Source organism: Microbacterium sp. A84 (assembly GCF_051842815.1).
In the GTDB taxonomy this organism is placed as follows: Bacteria; Actinomycetota; Actinomycetes; order Actinomycetales; family Microbacteriaceae; genus Microbacterium.
The window spans coordinates 487,334-508,034 of the sequence record NZ_JBPXMS010000001.1; the positions used below are offsets into that span (position 1 = coordinate 487,334).

General features: G+C 62.6%; 27 protein-coding genes. 14 read left to right on the top strand and 13 right to left on the bottom strand.

Translation table 11 applies throughout. From position 1 onward, the window contains the following. The first annotated feature begins 5 nt into the window (after positions 1-5). The 6 genes from ACSU04_RS02425 (at position 6) to ACSU04_RS02450 (ending at position 4,902) form a co-directional block, all read left to right on the top strand. Positions 6-1,031, top strand: coding sequence for an LLM class flavin-dependent oxidoreductase (locus ACSU04_RS02425; protein ID WP_439278233.1), 1,026 nt, complete (start codon positions 6-8; stop codon positions 1,029-1,031). Further along, positions 1,028-2,377 carry an MFS transporter gene (locus ACSU04_RS02430; RefSeq protein ID WP_439278234.1) on the top strand — a complete coding sequence of 450 codons (1,350 nt, stop codon included), beginning with the start codon at positions 1,028-1,030 and terminating at the stop codon, positions 2,375-2,377. Before ACSU04_RS02425 ends, ACSU04_RS02430 begins: the two co-directional genes overlap by 4 nt. Positions 2,378-2,420: 43 nt before the next feature. Beyond that, entirely contained in the window at positions 2,421-3,167 is a 747-nt protein-coding gene (locus tag ACSU04_RS02435) for an SGNH/GDSL hydrolase family protein (protein WP_439289408.1), read from the top strand. Positions 3,168-3,211: 44 nt separating this feature from the next. Next, entirely contained in the window at positions 3,212-3,793 is a 582-nt protein-coding gene (locus ACSU04_RS02440) for a YczE/YyaS/YitT family protein (RefSeq protein ID WP_439288314.1), read from the top strand. 11 nt (positions 3,794-3,804) lie between these two features. Then, on the top strand, positions 3,805-4,536 hold the full coding sequence (locus tag ACSU04_RS02445) for a formylglycine-generating enzyme family protein (protein WP_439289409.1): 732 nt from the start codon (positions 3,805-3,807) through the stop codon (positions 4,534-4,536). Positions 4,537-4,638: 102 nt separating this feature from the next. Continuing rightward, entirely contained in the window at positions 4,639-4,902 is a 264-nt protein-coding gene (locus ACSU04_RS02450) for a DUF6458 family protein (RefSeq protein WP_439288315.1), read from the top strand. A gap of 10 nt (positions 4,903-4,912) precedes the next feature. Here the strand turns inward: ACSU04_RS02450 and ACSU04_RS02455 are convergent, their stop codons facing one another. From ACSU04_RS02455 to ACSU04_RS02470, 4 genes are all read right to left on the bottom strand, one after another. Next, entirely contained in the window at positions 4,913-5,581 is a 669-nt protein-coding gene (locus tag ACSU04_RS02455; RefSeq protein WP_439288316.1) for an alpha/beta hydrolase, read from the bottom strand. Continuing rightward, the gene (locus ACSU04_RS02460; protein WP_439288317.1) at positions 5,578-6,906 is read right to left on the bottom strand and encodes an MFS transporter; all 1,329 of its coding nucleotides are present in this window, start codon (positions 6,904-6,906) and stop codon (positions 5,578-5,580) included. Before ACSU04_RS02460 ends, ACSU04_RS02455 begins: the two co-directional genes overlap by 4 nt. Positions 6,907-6,976: 70 nt before the next feature. Next, entirely contained in the window at positions 6,977-7,525 is a 549-nt protein-coding gene (locus ACSU04_RS02465; RefSeq protein WP_439288318.1) for a GNAT family N-acetyltransferase, read from the bottom strand. A gap of 36 nt (positions 7,526-7,561) precedes the next feature. Beyond that, positions 7,562-8,395 carry a class I SAM-dependent methyltransferase gene (locus ACSU04_RS02470; RefSeq protein WP_439288319.1) on the bottom strand — a complete coding sequence of 278 codons (834 nt, stop codon included), beginning with the start codon at positions 8,393-8,395 and terminating at the stop codon, positions 7,562-7,564. 90 nt (positions 8,396-8,485) lie between these two features. Between ACSU04_RS02470 and ACSU04_RS02475 the strand changes: the two genes are divergently transcribed. From ACSU04_RS02475 to ACSU04_RS02485, 3 genes are read left to right on the top strand one after another with little or no spacing between them, the layout of a single operon-like run. Next, the gene (locus tag ACSU04_RS02475; RefSeq protein ID WP_439288320.1) at positions 8,486-9,172 is read left to right on the top strand and encodes a winged helix-turn-helix transcriptional regulator; all 687 of its coding nucleotides are present in this window, start codon (positions 8,486-8,488) and stop codon (positions 9,170-9,172) included. A gap of 32 nt (positions 9,173-9,204) precedes the next feature. Then, positions 9,205-9,702 (top strand): GNAT family N-acetyltransferase, encoded by a 498-nt coding sequence (locus tag ACSU04_RS02480; RefSeq protein WP_439288321.1) that lies wholly within the window; start codon positions 9,205-9,207, stop codon positions 9,700-9,702. A gap of 39 nt (positions 9,703-9,741) precedes the next feature. Then, on the top strand, positions 9,742-10,308 hold the full coding sequence (locus ACSU04_RS02485; RefSeq protein ID WP_439288322.1) for a GNAT family N-acetyltransferase: 567 nt from the start codon (positions 9,742-9,744) through the stop codon (positions 10,306-10,308). Between the two features lie 40 nt (positions 10,309-10,348). On the opposite strand, the gene ACSU04_RS02490 is transcribed toward ACSU04_RS02485, so the two are convergent. From ACSU04_RS02490 to ACSU04_RS02505, 4 genes are read right to left on the bottom strand one after another with little or no spacing between them, the layout of a single operon-like run. Then, positions 10,349-10,834, bottom strand: coding sequence for a GNAT family N-acetyltransferase (locus ACSU04_RS02490; protein WP_439288323.1), 486 nt, complete (start codon positions 10,832-10,834; stop codon positions 10,349-10,351). A gap of 32 nt (positions 10,835-10,866) precedes the next feature. Beyond that, positions 10,867-11,487, bottom strand: coding sequence for a dihydrofolate reductase family protein (locus ACSU04_RS02495; protein ID WP_439288324.1), 621 nt, complete (start codon positions 11,485-11,487; stop codon positions 10,867-10,869). Further along, entirely contained in the window at positions 11,487-11,990 is a 504-nt protein-coding gene (locus ACSU04_RS02500) for an SRPBCC family protein (RefSeq protein WP_439288325.1), read from the bottom strand. Before ACSU04_RS02500 ends, ACSU04_RS02495 begins: the two co-directional genes overlap by 1 nt. After that, the gene (locus ACSU04_RS02505) at positions 11,990-12,334 is read right to left on the bottom strand and encodes an ArsR/SmtB family transcription factor (RefSeq protein ID WP_439278247.1); all 345 of its coding nucleotides are present in this window, start codon (positions 12,332-12,334) and stop codon (positions 11,990-11,992) included. Before ACSU04_RS02505 ends, ACSU04_RS02500 begins: the two co-directional genes overlap by 1 nt. Positions 12,335-12,528: 194 nt before the next feature. Here ACSU04_RS02505 and ACSU04_RS02510 point away from each other — a divergent pair, with 194 nt between their 5' ends. Then, positions 12,529-12,726: an ester cyclase gene (locus ACSU04_RS02510; RefSeq protein ID WP_439288326.1), complete on the top strand. Its 198-nt coding sequence runs from the start codon at positions 12,529-12,531 to the stop codon at positions 12,724-12,726. Positions 12,727-13,017: 291 nt separating this feature from the next. On the opposite strand, the gene ACSU04_RS02515 is transcribed toward ACSU04_RS02510, so the two are convergent. Beyond that, positions 13,018-13,437 carry an HIT family protein gene (locus ACSU04_RS02515; protein ID WP_439288327.1) on the bottom strand — a complete coding sequence of 140 codons (420 nt, stop codon included), beginning with the start codon at positions 13,435-13,437 and terminating at the stop codon, positions 13,018-13,020. Between the two features lie 169 nt (positions 13,438-13,606). Between ACSU04_RS02515 and ACSU04_RS02520 the strand changes: the two genes are divergently transcribed. Together ACSU04_RS02520 and ACSU04_RS02525 are read left to right on the top strand one after the other, a co-directional pair. After that, the gene (locus ACSU04_RS02520) at positions 13,607-14,236 is read left to right on the top strand and encodes an ABC transporter ATP-binding protein (RefSeq protein WP_439288328.1); all 630 of its coding nucleotides are present in this window, start codon (positions 13,607-13,609) and stop codon (positions 14,234-14,236) included. Further along, positions 14,233-15,726: a hypothetical protein gene (locus ACSU04_RS02525; protein ID WP_439288329.1), complete on the top strand. Its 1,494-nt coding sequence runs from the start codon at positions 14,233-14,235 to the stop codon at positions 15,724-15,726. The genes ACSU04_RS02520 and ACSU04_RS02525 overlap by 4 nt, the downstream gene beginning before the upstream one ends. Positions 15,727-15,823: 97 nt before the next feature. On the opposite strand, the gene ACSU04_RS02530 is transcribed toward ACSU04_RS02525, so the two are convergent. From ACSU04_RS02530 to ACSU04_RS02545, 4 genes are all read right to left on the bottom strand, one after another. Next, positions 15,824-16,075: a hypothetical protein gene (locus tag ACSU04_RS02530; RefSeq protein WP_439288330.1), complete on the bottom strand. Its 252-nt coding sequence runs from the start codon at positions 16,073-16,075 to the stop codon at positions 15,824-15,826. 190 nt (positions 16,076-16,265) lie between these two features. Beyond that, positions 16,266-17,702, bottom strand: a complete 1,437-nt coding sequence (locus tag ACSU04_RS02535) for a serine hydrolase domain-containing protein (protein ID WP_439288331.1) — start codon at positions 17,700-17,702, stop codon at positions 16,266-16,268. Positions 17,703-17,751: 49 nt separating this feature from the next. Beyond that, positions 17,752-18,357 (bottom strand): hypothetical protein, encoded by a 606-nt coding sequence (locus ACSU04_RS02540; protein ID WP_439288332.1) that lies wholly within the window; start codon positions 18,355-18,357, stop codon positions 17,752-17,754. Positions 18,358-18,436: 79 nt separating this feature from the next. Then, positions 18,437-18,892, bottom strand: coding sequence for a hypothetical protein (locus ACSU04_RS02545; protein ID WP_439288333.1), 456 nt, complete (start codon positions 18,890-18,892; stop codon positions 18,437-18,439). A gap of 683 nt (positions 18,893-19,575) precedes the next feature. Here ACSU04_RS02545 and ACSU04_RS02550 point away from each other — a divergent pair. Beyond that, positions 19,576-19,962: a PadR family transcriptional regulator gene (locus ACSU04_RS02550; RefSeq protein ID WP_439288334.1), complete on the top strand. Its 387-nt coding sequence runs from the start codon at positions 19,576-19,578 to the stop codon at positions 19,960-19,962. Further along, the gene (locus tag ACSU04_RS02555; protein WP_439288335.1) at positions 19,959-20,678 is read left to right on the top strand and encodes a hypothetical protein; all 720 of its coding nucleotides are present in this window, start codon (positions 19,959-19,961) and stop codon (positions 20,676-20,678) included. The genes ACSU04_RS02550 and ACSU04_RS02555 overlap by 4 nt, the downstream gene beginning before the upstream one ends. Positions 20,679-20,701 lie beyond the last annotated feature (23 nt).

Below are 20,701 nucleotides of genomic sequence, written 5' to 3' on the forward strand. Positions count from 1 at the left end.
GACACATGAATATCGAGTTCGGACTCGACACCTTCGGAGACATCACCAGGGATGCCGCCGGCGATTTGATCACGGCGTCCCAGACGATTCGCAACATCGTCGAGCAAGCAGAGCTCGCCGACAGTGTGGGGATCGACTTCTTTGGAGTCGGGGAACATCACCGCGTCGAGTTCGCTGTGTCCGCGCCCGAGATGGTGCTGGCAGCGATCGCGTCACGCACCAATCGCATCCGGCTCGGTACCGCGGTCACGGTGCTTTCGTCGGATGATCCGGTGCGCGTATACGAGCGCTTCGCAACCTTGGATGCTGTGTCCCGCGGTCGCGCCGAGGTCGTACTCGGCCGCGGATCCTTCACGGAGTCATTCCCGCTGTTCGGCTACGACCTGCGCGACTACGAAGCGCTTTTCGAGGAGAAGCTGGAGCTGTTCGTCGAGCTGCTCAAGGAGAAGCCCGTGACCTGGTCGGGCACGATGCGGCCCGCACTGGCGGACGCTGACGTGTTCCCGAAGACGGAGAACGGGCTGCGTACCTGGGTCGGCGTCGGCGGCAGCCCCGAGTCTGTCGTGCGCGTGGCTCGGCACGGGCTCGGGCTCATGCTGGCGATTATCGGTGGTCCGGCTGCACGATTCAAGCCTTTCGTGGAGCTCTATCACCGCTCGATCGCGACGTTCGGGACTGCGGAGCATCCGATCGCCGTGCACTCACCGGGCCATATCGCCTCCACCGATGAGGAAGCCTGGGACGCCGCATACTCCGGATTCGAAGCGATGAACAACACAATCGGGAAAGAGCGTGGCTGGCCTGTATACAGTCGCGCGCGATTCCAAAACGATGTCGGTCCCGCCGGCGCAATCTACTCCGGGTCTCCAGAGCGCGTAGCACAGAAGATCGCTGACACCGTGCGCGTGCTGGGTATCGGCCGATTCGATCTGAAGTACGCAACCGGAACGCTGGGGCATGAACAAATGATGCGCAGCATTGAGCTGTACGGCACCGAGGTCATTCCGAGGGTGAGGGCGCTGCTCGCATGACCGATGCCATCCCGAGCCGATCTTCGTTGGCTGCACGCCTCGATGATCTGCCGTTCACACGCAGGCACGCACGTTTGCTCACCGGATCGGGGCTCGGCTGGGCTCTGGATGCGATGGATGTCGGGCTAATCTCGTTCATCCTCGCGGCGCTGGCACAGCAGTGGGATCTGACGAAGACGGAGAGCGGGTGGATTGCCTCGGTAGGGTTCATCGGGATGGCGCTCGGAGCAAGTCTCGGTGGATTGCTCGCCGACCGTTTCGGCAGGCGTCAGGTTTTCGCGTTGACCCTTTTGATTTACGGGCTCGCCACGGGTGCGAGCGCCCTGGCTGGCGGTGTCGCGATCCTGTTGGTGCTGCGATTCTTCGTCGGCCTCGGGCTGGGTGCAGAGCTTCCGGTCGCATCGACCTATGTGAGCGAGTTCGCGCCGGCACGCATTCGCGGTCGCCTCATCGTCATTCTCGAAGCCTTCTGGGCTGTCGGATGGACGGCCGCGGCGCTCATCGGATACTTCGTGATCCCCGCATCCGATGACGGCTGGCGGTGGGCATTCGCTCTCGGCGCCGTGCCCGCGGTTTACGCACTCATCGTGCGCTGGGGATTGCCGGAGTCACCGCGTTGGCTCGCTTCTCGCGGTCGCATCGCGGAAGCCGAGCGGATCGTCGGCAAGTTCGAAGCGGACGCAGGGATCGTCAGCGGTCGAGCGATCCGAAAGGAGCCGGCATCTCGCGCGATCGCAGTCACAACGGCCGCACGAATGAAAGCGCTCTGGTCGCCTGAGTTTCGAGTGCGCACGCTGTGTATCTGGGTGGTCTGGTTCTGCGTGAACTTCGCCTACTACGGCGCATTCATCTGGATTCCGAGCATTCTGGTCGATGCCGGCTACGACCTGGTGCGGTCTTTCGGCTTCACACTGGTGATCACGCTCGCCCAGCTTCCCGGGTATGCCGTTGCTGCCTGGCTCATCGAAGTGTGGGGCAGACGGTTGACCCTCTCGGTCTTCCTGGTGGGATCGGCAGTATCCGCGGTCCTGTTCGGCACTGCCAGCGGCGACGCCGCGATCATCGGTTCCGGTATGGCGCTGTCATTCTTCAATCTCGGAGCGTGGGGCGCGCTGTATGCGGTGACGCCCGAGATCTACCCCACCTCGCTGCGCGGTACCGGGTCTGGGTGGGCGGCTGGTGTCGGCCGAATCGCGTCAATCATCGCTCCGTTACTGGTTCCGGTGCTGCTCGCAGCAGGGGGAGCGCCCCTGCTGTTCGTCATATTTGCGGTCTTCTTCGTGGTCGCTGCTGCTGCCGCCTGGGGACTCGTGGATAGACGTGGTCAGGCACTCGACGACCGATGAGCTTCTCGAGCTGGGACGGGCATAGGCTGGGGCAGTGACAGGTGTGAGATTCGTAGCTATTGGCGACTCGTTCACTGAGGGCGTCGGCGATGAGCTGCCAGACGGTCGAGTGCGTGGGTGGGCCGACATCGCCGCCCAGGGGTGGGCGAATGCTGCCGGGCATCCGATTCAGTATGCGAACTTTGCAATTCGTGGAAAGTTGGCATGGCCCATCATCCAAGAACAGCTCGAGCCTGCGCTCGCCCTGAACCCCACGCACCTTTCGTTCAACGGGGGTGGCAACGACATGCTGCGCCCGCGGACCGATATGGAGCACATTGCGGATACGTTTTCGCGTGTACTGAGACGGTGCGATGAGCAGGGCGTCACACTCATCATGCTGTCGGGGGCGAATCCTGCCAGCCAACTGCCGTTGGGCTCCCTCATCCAGCGGCGCGGCGATGAGCTGTCGGCCGCAGTGCTGCGACGAGTCGCGAACCGTCCCGACGTCATCCGCGCGCTCAATTGGCCCGATCGCGAGCTGTCGTCGAGTGCGTATTGGTCAGAGGATCGGTTGCACATGAACACTGCAGGACACCACCGTGTCGCCGCTCGTGTGCTGCACGGTTTGGGCTTTGAACCGCCAGTGGAGTGGTGGGCGCCCCAGGAGAGCGCGCTCGGCGGACCGTCCGGAATGGCCTATTACCGGCAGCACGTCGGACCATGGGTCAAGCGCCGTCTGACGCGCACTTCATCCGGTGACGGCCGCATGGCAAAGTATCCGACGTGGGCAGAGCGAGTGCCACAGTGAGCCGGTGGCGGGCGCGGCGCATTCCACGGCGTTCCGCTCAGCTAATGGTCGGGCTGTTCCTCTACGGAATGGGTATCGCGTTCATGGTGCGCGGCGAGATCGGGGCGGCGCCATGGGATGTGCTGTCACAGGGAATCGCACGCCACGTACCGCTGAGCTTCGGCGTGATCACTATTCTGACGAGTATCGTCGTGCTCCTGTTCTGGTTGCCGCTGCGTCAGCGATACGGCATCGGCACGCTGCTGAACGCTTTGCTCGTAGGGCCATCCGCAGACATCGGGCTCTTTCTCATTCCGGCTGGGCAGGCGCTGTGGTTGCGTGTCGGCTTTTTTGTGATCGGGCTGCTGGTGCTTGCCGCCGCAACAGGTCTCTACATCGGCGCGCACTTTGGTCCGGGGCCGCGCGACGGGCTGATGACCGGTCTACACAATCGCACCGGCTGGCCGATCTGGATCGTGCGCACCGGGCTTGAGATCATCGTCGTGGTCATCGGCTGGTCACTCGGTGGCAATGTCGGCATCGGCACGCTGGCGTTTGCGGTGCTCGTCGGTCCGCTCTGTCAATACTTCATGCGAATCTTCGCTGTACGCATCGAGGAGCGTCCGCAGGAGGATGTCGCAGCGTGAACGACTTTGAGATGTCGCGTATCCCTGCCGGTTCGGTCACGCTGCACGATGCACGGCGGAAGACACATCGGACGGTAGCGCTGGAATCCTTCGAGATCGGTTCGTTCGCCGTTACGGAGGAGCAGATGGCAGAAGTGCTGGGCATCACTTCTCGGCATCAGCGCCGTCCGGCGATTGACCTGAGCTGGCTGCGTGCAGTGCGGTTCTGCAATGCGGCATCCGAATGGGAAGGGCTGGACCCGGCCTACACATTCGACGGCGAAGTCGTCACCTGGCACGTCGACAGCGACGGCTACCGCCTGCCTACCGAGGCCGAGTGGGAGTACGCGTGCCGTGCCGGCTCGACCACGCCACACTATGGGCTGCTCGCCGATATCGCCTGGACTGCCGCGGACGGCGTACGGTCACCGCAGAATGTCGGCGGTAAACTTCCGAATCTGAACGGGATGTTCGACACACTCGGCAACGTCTGGGAGTGGTGCTGGGATTTGCTGGACCCCGCGCGGTATGACGAGTATCGCGTGTTCCGCGGCGGCGGGTATGCGGATGATGCGTGGAGTGTGCGCGCATCGGTCAGGCGCGGGGGAGCGCCGCGCATGCACCATGAGGACGTGGGGCTACGGCTCGCCCGCGGTGGGTTCGACGCCGTGGATGCTGCACAGGGGTGGTCGGCTGCGGCGGATCTCGATCGGGCATTCGTGGATGGGTCGTTGCCATCAGGATGGACACCTCGCGGACGGTGAATGTCAACCCGTTGTCCAGATGCGCTCGGACTGTCATGATCGGAGAATCATCGGACAATAACCGCTGGAGGGTGTCGACTGTCGGCACCGGGAGGAATTCCTATGAGCATCGGTACCGGAATAGCCCTGTTTGTCATCGGCGCCATCCTCGCCTTCGCCGTGAATGTGGAAATCGACTGGGTGAATCTTGATCTCGTCGGCTACATCTTCATGGGGGCAGGGGCGCTCGTCTTCGTGATCGGGCTGATCTTGCTAGCGCGCCGTCGGAAGACGAATACCGTCACACATACGTCGGTCGACCCGAACTCCGGACAGCAGACGACGCGGGGCACGACGTCCTCGACGGACGACGCCGCCGGGCTCTGACCAGGCAGAGTCAGGGCAGCGAGCTTCTGAGTTCTTTCAGAGATCCCTCGACGATGTTCGCGATCATCGCCGAATCCGATACATAGGGCGAGTGATCTGTGGCGATCTCGACGCTTCGCGTGCAGCGGCGCGACATCGACCGCTGAACTTCAGGATCCACTGCTCGATCCATGCCGCAGACGACATACATACTGGGGACATGGTGCCACGCGACCTTCTGCGGTATGTCGCGGCCGTGTCCGGACGCTTGACGCACGAGAAGTGCGGTGGCCCACGCCGCAGTGTCTGCATCACTGTCGGAATAGAGCGCGTCGCGCGCGGCTGCAGGCGACATGAATGTACCGCCGTCCGGGTGACGCTGAAGCATCTCGTTAATCAGTGCTCCGCCGAGGGACGCACAGCTCTCGCCCTCATCGGGAACGTACGCCGCGAGATAGATGAGTGTGCCGACGCCGCTGAGACCGGTGATCACCGCACCGCCGTAGCTGTGTCCGAGGACGAGCGGGGGTGTGGCGCATTGATCAACGATCAGCTGCACGTACGCGGTGTCGGCCGCCAGCGAGCCTCGATGCAGATCTGGCGTATGAACACGATGTCCGCGCTCGCGAAGCACGCCCGCAAGTCGGCCCATGTGCGTACCCTGATGCCAGAGCCCATGCACGAGGATTATGTCGGTCATCGCTTCCGCCGCTCCGGATCCATGCCAATACGGATGCGCGTGCGCTTCCGTTCGATGATGATGAACGTCGCTCCGATCAGCCACAGTGGAACCTGCGTGAGGAAGGCCATGCGGAAGGCATCCAGCGAGTAGGTGTCGGGTGTCCCTGCTCCCTGAAGGTCAAGCATGAGACCGATGAGGAAGATGGCGATAAGGGCGGCGATGAACCCGCCGGCATTCGTCACGCCGGTCGCGGTGCTCAGACGGTGCGATGGGTTGTGGGTGCGGGCATGGTCGAACGCGATCATGGAAGCCGGGCCTCCTGTAGCGAGAGCGATTGCGAGCACATACAGAAGCCATGTCGGCGCGGGACCGGGCAGGGCGATGATGACCAACCAGGCGACGAACTGGATGGCGATTGCGGGGAGAACGAGCGCGGTAGTTCGCTGATTCGGATTGCGCTGCGACAGTGTTCCGGTGATCGGGCCGAGAATCATGCCTGCAACGACATATACAGATACGAGCGCCGCAGCATGCGCGGTTGAGAGTCCCTGGCCTGCGGTGAGGAACGGCATCCCCCAGAGCAGCACGAAAGCGGTTCCCGCGAACGGGGTGGTGAAGTGCGACCAGAACGCCAGCCGGGTACCGGGGTGCGCCCAGGCTGCGCGGATGCCGACGCCGGTGTCGATTGCGGAAGTCACGACACGTACGACACCAGTGTCTGTGTTCACAGAGACATCCGCGGTGCGCTCTGGTGGGTGGTTTCGGATGATCAGGAATACGAGAATCGCAAAAAGGATCCCGAGCCCGGCGATGCTCCCGAATGTGATCGTCCAGCTTGTCGCGTACAAGAGCGCGGCGAGCGGAATCAGCGCGATCAGCTGGCCGGTCTGCCCGATGATCCCGGTGAACTGCACCATGACGGGCCCTCGTTGGGCGGGGAACCAGGTCGCCACGAGACGCAACACAGCAGGGAAGACGGCGGCGTCACCTGCACCGAGAAGAATGCGGGCGAGAATTGCGACGCCGATGCTGGGGGAGATCGCCATGACGAGCTGTCCTGCGGCCATCAGAACCATACCGATCGTGATGATCGGGCGTGCACCGTATTTGTCCAGGAATACGCCGATCGGGATCTGCATTCCGCCGTAGACGGCGAGCTGGACGACGGCGAACAACGACAGCGTTGAAGCATCTGCGTGAAAGCGCTCCGCAGCATCCACACCGACGGCGCCGAGCGAGGTGCGGTTGGTGATTGCAAGTACGTATGCAGCGACGCCGACTGACCAGATCAGCCATGCCCGCCATCCCGGCGTAGAGAGGGGAGGGTGGGAAACGGTGGTCACGTCTCTACGCTACTCCTGGCCAGCGGCCCCACCCGCCGCCGCGGTGGTCAGCGGATGTGTCGTGGGCCGGTCACGAGAGATCCTGGGGAACGAGCGAATGAATCACGAGGTCGGTGCGGCCCGCATCTGTGAAACCGGCGTTGCGTGCGGTTCCTTCGCGGGTGAAGCCTGCGCGTTCCGCAACCCTCTGCGATGCAGTGTTGTCGGGGGAGATTCGCAACTCGATGCGCTGAAACTCCAGGGTGCTGAGCAACCACGTCGCAAGGGTCCGAACGGCGGCGGTCATGATCCCTTGACCTCGATGTGCCGGCGCCGTCCAATAGCTGAGCTCCAGTGTTTGCGCGCGCCAGTCGACCCGTTTTGCGTCGAGGCTCCCGAGCAGATCGGTATCGCGGCGAACGGCGACCACAAGACCGCGACCGGATGCGCGCAGCTCCTCCGACGTGTGGGTGCACCAGTCCTCTGCGATCTCCTTCGTATAGGGATCGGGGAGCGGTAGCCACCGTCTGACCTCCGAGTCGCGGAAGCACTCGACCAGTGCATCCGCATCGGATGAGGCGAGGGAAGTGAGACGCACACCGGGCGTCAGAATGAGGTCCGGGTTATGAAAAGACGGCATCGACCCATCATCGCGCAGTGGATGATTCGAATGCGGTCAGACTGCACGCGCGGTGATCAGCAGGTACTCCCAGATCATCACTCCGTCGTTGAGATGGCGCTCGGCGAGGGCGACGATCGCGGCATCAAGGGCTGCGAGCTGTGCCGTGTCTTCTGCAACGGACCGGTAGGCCGCGGCGGTCGGACCATAGAAGTCCCGGAAGAAGTCACGGAATTCCTCGCCCGTGGCGAATCGATCGACTTCCAGCGGCCGCCGCTCCATCGCGAGGTCTGTCACTGTGTCGTTCAACAGATCTCGTACGTGTGCTTCGTCGCCCCACAGAGGGGGAGGCTGGACTCCTGCAGGGGGAGCGGGCATGAACGGCCTCATGGTCGCGAAGAGCTCGCCGACGAAACCCTCAGGCGTCCAATTGATCAGAGCCAGCCGTCCAGACGGCCGAAGCACGCGTGTCAGCTCATGTGCCGCCTGATCATGGTGCGGAGCGAACATGACTCCCACGCAGGAGAGCACGACGTCGAAAGAGTCGTCGGCATAGGGGAGGGCTTCGGCATCCGCCTCGTCGAACTCGAGATAGATGCCGTGGGCCGCAGCGTCGCGACGGGCGTTCTCGAGTAGCTCGGGTGTCAGGTCACTGGCCACGACGGATGCGCCCGTGCGCGCGGCCTGGATGGCTGCGTTGCCCGTTCCGGCGGCAACGTCGAGCACGCGGTCTCCGGACTTGATCTGAGCCGCAGCCACGAGCAGCCGCCCGAGCTCGGGGATCACTTCTCGGGCCACGGCGGCATAGTCTCCGAGAGCCCAGACCGCCCTGTGCTTTGCCTTTAGCGCGCGATCTGCTTCGGCCTGAGGGTTTGTGGTTGTGATGTCCATAATGTCCTCCTTGTTGTGACTCTGCTCACGCTACGAGTGACGTTGAACGAGCTCTAGTATCCGATCTGTACCAGGTCTATCGTTTGTTTCGTGGGCGCCCCGTATTACCAGTTTTGCCCCGTCGCCAAGGCGATGGAGCTGTTGGACGAGCGCTGGACGATGCTCCTGTTGCGCGAGATGCTGGCCGGCACCGAGCACTTCAACGATCTGCGTCGCGGACTCCCACGGATGTCGCCGACGTTACTTTCGCACCGGCTGGACCAGTTGCAGCGGGCCGGTCTCATCGACAGGGTTCGCCAGGGAACCGACGTTCGTTATGTGCTGACGCAAGCAGGATTCGAGCTGCGTCCGGTCGTCGAACAGCTCTCCATGTGGGGCATCCGGTGGATCGGTGAACTCGGCGACGCCGATCTCGATCCCAAGCTGCTGCTCTGGGACATGCACCGCAACATTGACCATCTGACCGTGCCCGCTGCGCGCACCGTCATTGCGTTGTTTTTCCCCGATGCACACCCGGCGCAACGGCGGTGGTGGCTCGTCATCCAGGATGGCGATGCGGATGTCTGCGATGCGGATCCCGGATACGAGGTGTCCGTAGAGGTGCAATGTTCCCTGCGGGCGATGACTCGATTCTGGCGGGGTGACATCGAATGGGCGACGCTTTTACTGACTGGGGATGCCACGACGATCGGGCCGCGCCATCTCCGACAGGCGCTGCCGTCGTGGTTCACGCGCCCTGCCTACGCGGGTGTGCCGCGCGTGGCGGTGGCCGGGTAATCGGGGTCTGTGGTGCATGCGATGCTGTGCGCATGAGTGAGATTCTTTTGCGGCCATGGTCCGGTGGAGATCTTGAGTTGCTGCGGCGCGGCAATACGGCGGATATGACCACGCATCTGGGTGGCCCCGAAACGGAAGCGCAGGTCATTGCACGTCATGAGCGGTATCTGCGGTTCTGGGAGAATGACGAAGCACGGAGCTTCGTCATGGTCGACGGCGCGGACTCCGTGGGCGCGATCTGCTACTGGAAGACCACATGGCACGAGGAAGACGCCTTCGAAGCCGGCTGGTTCGTGGTTCCTGAGGCACAGGGGAGAGGAGTGGCATCCATTGCCCTTGTACTTCTGATCGACGATGCCCGCGCCCGTGCGGAGGGGCGCCGACTGCTCACCGCACTCCCCGACAAACGAAACGGGCCGTCAAACGCCGTGTGCCGCAAGGCCGGATTCGCTCTCGTGGGGAACAGATTCGAGACGTTTCGAAGGGCTGAGCTCTCCATGAATGAGTGGATCTTCGATCTGTCCATCTGAGCGAATCCTTACGGACGCACCGGCTGAGAGAATGCCAGCATGTCATCGGAGCCAGAAGTGAAGACGCTCGAGACGGTTCGCCTCATCCTGCGGCGCCAGATGGCGCACGACGCAGCGATCTATCGGCAGCTGTGGACGGAACGCGATGAACGCGTGCCCCCACACCGTCGTATCGATCTTGAGGGGCACCCCACTGTCGAAGACATCGTGACCAATATCCGTGAAGGTCAGGGAAGTGACTGGCCGGGGCTCCTGGCGGTGGAACGGAAAGGGACGGCTGATGTAATCGGGTACTGCGGACTGGTCTTCCACGGCAACGGGGCGCCTGACGAGCCCGAGCTGGCCTTTGAGTTGCTACGCGCAGTTCACAACCGCGGTTACGCGACCGAGGCGGCACAGGCCGTGATCACCTGGGCTAGCGAGGCAGGGTATCGACGGTTGTGGGCAGCGGTGTGGGACTGGAATATCGCGTCTCGGAGGGTGCTGGAGAAGCTCGGGTTCCGCGACTCAGGCAAAGAGAATCCTGAAACCGTCCACGGTCGGAGCCTGCTGACCGTGCGGCAGACAGCCGATAGGCCCTCACGAGCCGTCTCCGACCGAGTGTAGAACTGGGGAAGTCCCGGAAGCCGCTCGCTACGTTTTGCGCTCAGCCCTCCGCGATCGCTGAGTCGGAGAACAGCAGCCGTGGGTTGGAGCGGAACCCGTTGCGTGTGTACATGCTGCGAGAGTCCGCCGAGGTGTGGACCGTGACGTGCTCGGCTCCTCGCTCGGCCGCGGTGTCGAGCACCGCACGCACCAGACGTCCACCGATCCCGTGACTCCGGTACTCGGGCAGTACATAGCAGGACTGGAGATCGCCCGACCAGCGGTCGAGGCTGCGGGTCGTCGCGACGCGCGGTGTCAGCGCGAGCCACGCCATTCCAATGATGCTGCGATCCGGGGTCACTGCGACATGCGGAATGTGGGTGTCAGCGTGCGCACGCGCCCAATCCGCTGCGCCCACGATGAAAGGTTCCTCGTCAATCGCTGGGGCTTCGCCTCGTTCAATTGTCCAGACCCAACGAAGTCGAACCACCTGCTCGAACTCTTCACGACGCCCGCGACGGATCTCGATATCGATATGACTCGTCATGACCTCACGATACGACTGATTCGCGAGCGTGCTTACCGCGGATGCACGGTGTAACTGAGGTGCGTCGTCTCCGGAGAAGGCTCTGCACGGACAAGTGCCAGAGCCACTCTGCTCGCATCCACGCCCTCGAATAAGCGGACTCCCGATCCGAACAGCACAGGGGAGAGCGCCACATGGAACTCGTCGATCAAACCGGCATTGAGATACTGCACGATCGTCTCTCCGCCACCGGCAATGCGGACATCTCGCGCACCTGCCGCCTCACGGGCGCGCTCGAGCGCGGACTCGATCCCGTCGTTCACGAAGTGAAATATGGTTCCACCCTGCCGCTCCCACGGGGCGCGCTCCTCGTGTGTCACGACGAATACTGGGGTGTGGAACGGCGGATCCTCTGGCCACGCACCTTCACCGGCGTCGAACATACGTTTTCCCAGCACGCTCGCGCCGGTGCGCTCGAACGTCTGCCGCACGATCTCGTTGTCGCGCCCTTCCTCGCCGCCCTCGCCGAGCTTCAAGTTCTTTCGGAAGAACCGCTGTCGGAAAACCCACCGCTGCAGCTCCATCCATTGCTGTCCCATCAGCTCATCGGGGGACTCGGGTGCGATGAATCCGTCGAGCGACATCGACACGCTGAAGAACACTTTCTGAGGCATCAGCTGTCCGAGCCTTTCGAAGCCATCTCTGTAACGTAGCCAGCGAGGCTTGCCAGGGTCTGCTGACCGCCCTCGATCGCGCCAAACTTCTCGATCGCTTCGTCGCGCAGTTCCTTGGTGGGAAACACCGTGCGCATCTCGATCCGCGTTGTTTCCCCATCAGGCGCGAAGGTGGGGACAGACTCGAACGCATTTGGGTCATCGCGGTACTCGCCATGGAGCATGGTGATCCGCGCCGGTGGGACTATCTCAGTCCAGGTGATCCAATCGCTGTAGTCGGTGCCGTCAGGCCCGTGCATCACGAATTCCCACGCGCCACCGACGCGGAACTCGAACGCCCGCGTGGTCGTGGTGAACCCCTCCGGTCCCCACCACTGCGAAAGGTGCCGTACCTCGGTGAACGCCGCAAACACTAACTCCCGTCGGGCGTCGATCACCCGGGAGATCACGATCTCGCGGTCGGCCGAGGATCGCTCGACTGTGTCTCGTTTCATCTCGCTCATCAGCTATTGCTCCTGTCTTCCTGCTTGAGGTCCTGCACGTACGCATCCAGCCGGTCGAAACTCTCGTTCCAGAATTGTTCGAATCCACCTGTCCACGCGTGAATCGTCCGCAGCCCACGGGCATCGAGAGCGTAGAGGCGCTGCTTACCTGCCCGATGGTCCTGCACGAGGCCGACTTCGCGGAGCACCCTCAGGTGTTTGGATGCCCCGGGCTGCGTGATTCCCAGCGCTTCAGCAACCTCCGTCACCGGCCGCTCACCTGCCCGGAGCAGTACCAAGATGTCGCGGCGCTGCGGCTCGGCGATGGCGTTGAAGACGTCTGAGGTGGTCGCCGCTCGTGCCATGCGAGCAAACATATACCCATATCGGCAAGTGTTCAAGTAGTGCCTGATCTACGCGTCGCCAAAGACGCGAGCACGTAGTTCAACATCTCCAGATCTGACTAGCTCGACAGCATCGTCCGCCCGCGGATACGGTCCGTCATTCTGCGGGTCCGGGACTTTGGGCAATAGCGATCAGGTGCGGACTCTGATCTCGGATGCCAGGAATCGAGGATGCGGCGCGGGCAATCAGCATGGCCGCATCGCGCGGTGGCTTCTTCGGGATGCCGCCGACAGGTAAGACATTCAGCTACGACGAGATTACGATCGTTCGGTTCCGTGACGGGAAGATTGTCGAGCACTGGGCAGAGATGGATTCGCTCGGGATGATGCAGCAGCTTGGCGCACTCGGATGATCTGAGTATCGCCCGTACGCAAGCAGCCGACACCGAACTCCGCAACGCGTGCGAGGGGATTCCCGTTGGGCCCCTCGTGCGCGTATCGTCCTCGTGTTGAGCGCGGTGCAGCTGGTGAGATCATTCGGGGTGCCACGCTCGCGCAATAGGGGAGCGAGGCCCATGCTGCGGCGTGCCTTGAACTCCCTCACGCGCCAGGTGTACCTGACTTCTCACCTGCTCACGGAGCGTTCCAGTGATTACTACCGGTGACCCGCCTTAGTCGTGACCGGCGTATTCGGTCGGCACTGGTCAGCCGGTGAACGTGAACGGCAAACCTAGTGCGCGCCGCAGCTTCAACGCATACGGCTCCCGATCGGCAGGAGAGACCCACTGCGATTCTTCATGCCGCAGATAAAGTCGATCGTCCTCGTAGCGAGGAAACACGTGCACATGAAGATGCCATACGTCCTGGTCACCGGCCGGCTCATTATGCTGTCGGATCGATGTACCTTCGCATTCGTATGACGAACGGATGCTCCCGGCAACGCGCTGCACAAGCTCCCACAACGCGAACCCGTCTGCCGGTGACAAGGCGTAGATGTTTTCCACGTGCAGACGTGGAATTACGAGGACTGAGCCGGGGTTGCCTGGCCACCATTTCGGTGCAATGCGCGCGAAGGCGTGCTCGGTCACGGCAATGACGTCGGATGGAAGGTTCCTCTCGTCCAAAACGCCTTGCTGAAGTCTGCAGAACGGGCATGAGTATCCATCTGGCTCATGTGTAGGTGGAAGCACACCCGATCTTCCCACGCACGGCGAGGCTACGTCAGGCGTAACTGGCTACCATCCGGGACTCCGTTGGGGCGGCGAGACTTCCGCGATCTGGGAGGATGGTCGCATGATCGAGGTGGATGAGGTTGGCGTGACCGCGGGTGACGTGACGCTCCTTGCCGCCGTCTCGGTGACTGCGCAACGGGGCGAGGTGCTGATCGTGCGCGGTCGAAACGGGACGGGCAAGTCCACCCTTCTGCGAGTACTGGCCGGTGCCCAGAAGCCGTCGAGCGGGACGGTACGGATCGGTGGCGTTGGCGTGATCGAGCGTAACCGTGATTTCCGGCGACGGGTCGCCGCGATGATCGGCCTGCCACCGATGGCGCCTGACCTCACGGTTTTCGATCATGTCCTGCTGGTCGCGACGACGTGGATGAATGGCGCGGCCGCGGCAGCGGAGCTCGCGCGCAGTGTGCTCGCTGAGTTAGAGCTGGACGCGTTGGGGGAGCGGTTCCCGCATGAGCTGTCGTCTGGCCAGACACAGTTGTTTGGTCTCGCGCTGGTGCTTGCACGCCCGTTCGAGGTTCTGATCCTCGATGAGCCGGAGCAGCGGCTCGACCCGGAGCATGTCGAGTCAGTGATCCGCGTCCTACGCTCTCGGCGCGATGACGGGGCGACGCTGGTGGTCGCTACGCACAGTCCAGTGCTCGCGGACGGGTTGGCTGATCGCACCCTCCATTTGGATGCAGTGGCATGAGCATCCGATCCGGAGCTGCGTCCGGGGTCTGGCGCGCACGCAACCCCCGCACGGTCGGTGACCGCGGGTACCTGGCCTACATGGTGCTAATGGTTGCACTGGTGGCGGTGGCACCAGTCGCTCGTGCAGTGTGGCTCAGCGCAACCAGCATGGAAGGTCTCGCACTGTTCATGTCTCCTGCTGCGCCGGGGGTAACGGTCCTCGTCGTCGCGGGGCTCTGGTCTGGTGCTCTGGTGTTGGGCCGTGACCGTGGCCCTGCGCTGCTCCCACCGTTCCTGACCCACGCCCTCGCTGCAAGCGACCTGCCCCGCTCTGACACGTTCCGCGGGCCTGTGCTGCGTGCCGGCGCACTTGTGACAGTGTTGATCACGATCGTCGCTGGACTGGTCGCCGGCAGTCTGATGAGCCAAGGCCTCGCTGACCTGTTCAGCGCCGTGACCTTCACACTGGTCGGTGCGATGGTCGGCGTCATCACGACCGTGGCCTGGCTCGCCGGTCAAGTGTTTCCTCGCGCTGCAGCTCCGGGCGCGCTCGGCGTGATCGTGCTCGGGACGATCACGGCGCTCGTCCCGGTCATGCAACCGTTCACACCCTGGGGTTGGGTCGGAATCGCCTACCCTGGCAACGGTTCGCCGCATATCCTTGCCGAGTTGCTCGCTGTGACCGTCGCGCTCGTCGCCGCGGCGCCAGTGTTAATGAACCGACTCGGCCATGCAGAGCTCGCCACGCAGGCAGCGCGCTGGGACTCAGCGACTGTCTACGCCGCGGGCATGGATTTCAGTACAGCAGCCGCCCTCTACCAGGGAAGGCCGCACCGCGGTCGCGGCATCCGCGCTGTCCGACCGATGAGACGGTTGTCGGGGACATTCTTTATCCGAGACGCGATCGGTGCGGTTCGGACGCCGGGCAGACTCATCGTCGGTGTTCTCTCTCTCACCGCGGGTGCGGTGTTGATCGCGTTCGCGTTCGCGCCGGGCAATCCTGGCTGGCTGCTCGCAGCCGCCGCTGGCTTGGTCGTCTTCGCCGGTTTGGGTCCCGTCACCGACGGGCTCCGGTACGCTGCGAGCGTGGCGAGTGACTTCCCCCTCTACGGGATCAGTGACGAACACCTCCTTGCCAATCACCTGCTCTTTCCATTGTCTGTCGTCGTCATCGTGTTGGTCGTTGCCGTTGTCGTATGCGCGGTCATCGCTGGTATCGGAGCCGCCGCGCCGATCCTCAGCTCTCTTATACTTGGGATGCTCGCGCTCGTCGCCCGCGTGTGCAACGCACTGAAGGGCCCGCTCCCGCCTGTCCTGCTTGCCCCGATTCCGACGCCGATGGGCGATGTCGGCGCGGCGATCCGAATGGCGTGGGCTCTGGACGCGCTGTTACTCTCAGCGTTGGCCGGTACATCAGCGGCATTCGTGTTCCAGGCTCCCGTTCTACTCATCGGCGTGACGGCCACGCTCATCGGGGTCAGCATCAACCGCTGGCGCCACCGAGGGTAACCCGATAGGGGAGAGGCGTCTGCTCACCGCGGAGCGGAAGTACCAGTAAATGCGGCATCCGATCTTCCGCTAATCGTGGCGATGAAGCGCTGATCGATCAGACGGGATCGGTGAACGAGACTGGTTTGCCAGTGGCGTGGGCATACGCAATCTCCTTACTCGTGGACTCGCCGATATACCCGCCGGGGTTGACGATCAGAACCCGATCAGCCAAGTCGATCTTGCGCAAGTGGGGCGCGTCCAGGACGGCCTTCTGCTCGTTGGAGATCAATTCTCCCGTCACGTCGGCCTCGCCCGGTGCGACGACGATGACACCCGCGAAGGTCAGATCACGGTTCGCCCTACGCATCTCTTCAACGAACCGGGCGGACCCGCAGATGCAGACAATCTCAGGTCGCTCAAGCACAGTTCAGTCTCTCACTGCTCCAGGAGCAGGCTGGCCAGCGAGGTGGGATTCCGGTCTCACCAGAATTTTCATCATTTCTATCGCCGCTCCGTGCACGCTTTTCAGACGGGACCCACTCGACCAACCGGGGTGATTACGCGACGTCTGGTCGGGTAATCAGCGGTGCTCGCAGATGCAACTGCAAGTCAGAGCTGGTGAGAGGTACCGTGTTCCACGTCAGAGTGGCGGTTCCCGCTTCTACATCGACATTCAGCCTTAAATGGTGCGGGCCGGTAATGACATAGATATCGGCGACGAAGAATCCGCTGCGCCACGCGCCGATCGCGCATACCGGGCGGCCGAGCCAGGCACTTTCAGCCCATCGACCGCAGCCAACTTCGACGTCGAGTAGCGATCCGAAATGCACGCGCCATCCACCATCGACGGAAACGATGCTCACCACAGTGGCATGGGGCAAAGCCGAGCCTTCGGGTGATGCATCGAGCACGGCGACAACCGAATGGTCCGATCCCACTGTCTCCGACAGCAGAGGGAGCGAGAGGCTTTGCAGACGGTCGGACAGCGCCTGGTCCTCAACTGCACTTTCCGCGCGATCCATCCCGGGAAGCAGGAGATCCCAAATGGCGTCGAGCACGTCTTGAGCTTGTTGAACCTCTCGTTGCGCCGACGTCACAACCACCACGAGATTGTGTTCCGGGATGATGACGCAGTGCTGGCCGAATGCGCCGTTACCGTGGAACCCGTGGCGTGACATCCAGAACTGATACCCGTAACCGCACAGGAAGTCGGCTCCATCCGCGCCCGCCGCATAGTGACTGCTGTCGACCTGTTTGCGAGCAGCGAGCTCTACCCACTCGCGGGACACCAGCTGCTGGTCGTTCCATACGCCGCCGCGCAACAGCAATTCACCAAAAGCGGGCACCGCTTCAGTTTGGAGATGAAGCCCGTGGAATCCGAATGCTGCTCCGCTTCCTACTCGATCCCATTCGGCATGGTTGATCCCCATCGGTTCGAAGATGCGCTTACCGAGGAACTCTGGAAGGCCGACTCCGCTTACGCGTTCCACCATCCGGGCGAGAATGAAGGTCGTCGAGTTGTCGTAAGTATGCCTTGTTCCCGCAATCTCGGCCAACGGCAGGCTCAGAAAACCCTTCACTAGATCACTCGGCTCGAGCTGCCATGCTTCTGCAAGAGTGTCGGCGCGATGTCCAGCCGTCATGGACAGTAGATGGTGGACGTTGATCAGCCGCGCTTGCTCTGACACATCAATCGGGACATGCTCGGGCAGCACATCCGCTACTCGATCGTCGAGTGAGAGCAGCCCGTCATCAATCGCCAACCCCACAGCGATCGAGGTGAACGACTTCGTCAACGAGTAGAGAAGGTGCGGACGTTCAGCCGTGTACGGCGCCCACCATCCTTCGGCAACAATGTGGCCGTGACGCACGATCATGAGCGAGTGGCACTCGATGGACTTCTCTTCGAGCCGGTCCAACAACAAAGTGATGGCCTGAGACGAGATTCCCGAAGCTCTCGGCGTCGAGCGCGGCAGTACGGCGCGTCGAGACATCCGCACAACATAGCAAGGACGGACGGGGTCTGGCCACCGTGTCGCGTTCTCAGTCCCAGAGCGGCCGGGCCTGCGACGCGAGCGCGCGGATTGCTGAACCGTCGAGGAAGATCCGGCGCTCGTCGATGCCGAACTCTGGCCACTGCATCACGAGCTCGATGGGACCCTCTGGTGGTGCGGGCCACAGCCAGAGGCTGTCCTGGGCAGCGAAGACGCCGCTACCGCCGCCGCCCGCACCACCGCGCCGGGCCAACGTGTGCCCGGCCGGTTCCACATGTGGATCCGTGCCGCCTGCGAAGGTGTAGTCGGCGAAGACCCGTTCGCCGTCGCCCAGGACAAGCCCGAAGCGCATCCGGTCCGCGGGGCTCGATGCCGGGCTCCAGTTCTCCATGAACGTGGAAGTCCACTCGTTCCACTCTTTGTTCGTGAGACCGTTCCGCCGAAGACGACGTTCGAGCCGGAACTCGACGCCCTCCCGGTAGACGCCGACGCCTATGAGTGCGACGGCGATGTGCGCAGTCGTTGCGATGATCTCGGTCGCGGCGAGCAGCGCTGGCAACTCGTCCTCGGGTGGCGCCCACCACGGCGGCTGCGTCGGTCCGGATGCCTCGTCCTCGGCATCCGGCATCTCAGGATCAGGGGGAAAGAAGTTCATGCCCACAGACGATCACACCCCGCGTGTCAGGCGCAAGGGTCAGACACGCGAGCGCCAGACACGCGGGGGAGGAGAGTACTCATCCGTGCTGTGCGAACTGCCTCTTCGAGCCGGCATTCGTCGCTCCCAGCACGAGCCCTTCCGGTATGGCCGACGGCTCGTGCCGAACGCCTGGAACGACGCCGATCTGGAACTCGTCTTCGTAGATCTGCTCGCCTGGATCCACGGTGGTGACAAGATCATGCTCGACACCGTGTGCGACGAGGATGCTTCGTAGCGTGTCGATCCTCGTCGACATCTCCGTCGGCACCGGAGTCTTGAACCACGTTACGGCTCCAACCGTGTTTCCGTCGGCATAGAACGGGGGATTCGGCAGGTGCGCCTGGAACCAGTCGTCGATGTCAAAGTACTGGGCCTCCTGTTCGGCCGACAGCACGCCGGCTCGCCGGAGGTGGTCGACCGCGACGAAGATTCCCACTTCTACGCCGAGTCGACCGCGATAGCGCGCTTGCACGCGGAGGTAGTCAGCACCCATGCGTCAATGATGCCCGATGGCAGCGACGGCCTGCTCCAGCGCAATTCTGTCAACCTCTTCTGACGGAGCACTTCCATCGCTACGGCTGGCACGATATGGACCTCGTAGACCTCGTCCAATCGGTGCGTCCATGCATCGGATGCACGGACGTGTCAAGTGCAGGTCGACCGCGATGGAGATCGCGTCGACGTATTCTTCGCTCTGCTCGAACAACTCGTGCAGCTGTGCGGTGTAGACCAGACGTCCACCGAGCCGGGAGACCAACCAGCTTAGGACTCGCGTGTGTCCGTTCTCATCCGATTTGTCATCGCTACCCGCGCCAATTCGCGGGTGTGACAGGTCCGATGAGACAGAATCTCGGAAAAGTCTCTCATTAGATCTGTCATTTGTATCGAGCAGAGACCTCGCGCCTTGGCGCTCTGGCGGAACATCTGACGGTGAGTGAGCACATTTTGGTACCTCACCTCGTGCGTTTGGCGCCCGGTCATCGGGCTTAATTCCGGGCGGGGCAGCTGCGACACCGACGCTGGATGATGGGGCGAGTGCCGAAATGGCAGCGGAGTGCCCGCTGATCGTCCCTCGACTGAAACAACGCGGCCCCTGGCAACTTGTGTTGGTTCGACGCCTGGAGGCTCTCCTCCACTGAAATTGACACTCTAACTACTTCGAGAGACAATATAGTCATGAGCACCACGAATCACGACGCCTCTCAACCGGCAGGCGGTGAGTGGCCGAGCGATTGGCTGCGGGCGACACTCGGACTTTTTGTACTGCGGGCGCTGGAAGCAGGCCCGTCTTATGGTTACGCGATCATTGGGCAACTTGAGCAACACGGCCTTGGCACGATCAAAGGCGGCACTCTTTACCCGTTGCTCACCCGATACGAAGCCGCAGGGATGGTCGTCACGGAATGGCGTCCGGGCGAAGCGGGACCGGGTCGAAAGTACTTTGCGCTCACCGAGCTCGGTGGCACTGAACTTGAGCGGCTGCGCCACGATTGGGCGCGCTTCACCGAGATAAGCAACAACTACCTGGGAGCCACACGTCCCCGCAAGGAGAACATCGCATGACTACCACCACTTCAGACAAGAAATGGTTCGATGAGTTCATCGTGGAGCTTCGTTTGCGCGATGTGCTCGGAAGCTCGATTGGCGACGCGGTAGCGAGTGCCCGTGAACTTCTCGCGGACTCAGGCCAAAGCGCAACGGAAGCGTTCGGCCCCGCGCGCCTCTACGCCGCCGCACTCGAGTTACCTCGAGAGTCAGGAAAAAGCTGGGCATCTAGGGGGCTGGGGCCATCGCTACTCGGGCTCATTGCCTTCTTGCTGTTCATTCAAGCAGGAACTGCTTGGGCGCAAGGTGAAGCCATTCTGACCTCTCCCGCCCAGCTAGCCCTCATGGCCACTCCCGTGCTCTTCATCGCCTTCTTACCGCTCTACTTTCGGGCCGCGATCCGGCGGCTATGGCTGCTCGTCCTCCTGGTATTTGTGGGCGGAGCACTCTGGTTTCTCGGGGCTGCCGTAGCACCGGCAACGCCAGCCGAAGCTTGGCTCGCTCTCGACCCTCTTCCCTGGCTTCTGGGTAGCGGGGTGGCGATGATCCTCTTGTCGATCTGGAACACGATCCGAACACTTCGACGCGGCACTATTGATGACATCACGGACCCCATGGCCGAAGTGCCATCGGGTCGTGCACGCGGCATGCGGGCATTCGTGATGGTAACCAACTGGCTCTTCCCCATCTTCGCGATGATTATGGGCCTGGTGATTCTTCTCTTCACAAGATGAATGAATTGACTTGGTCGGCATGG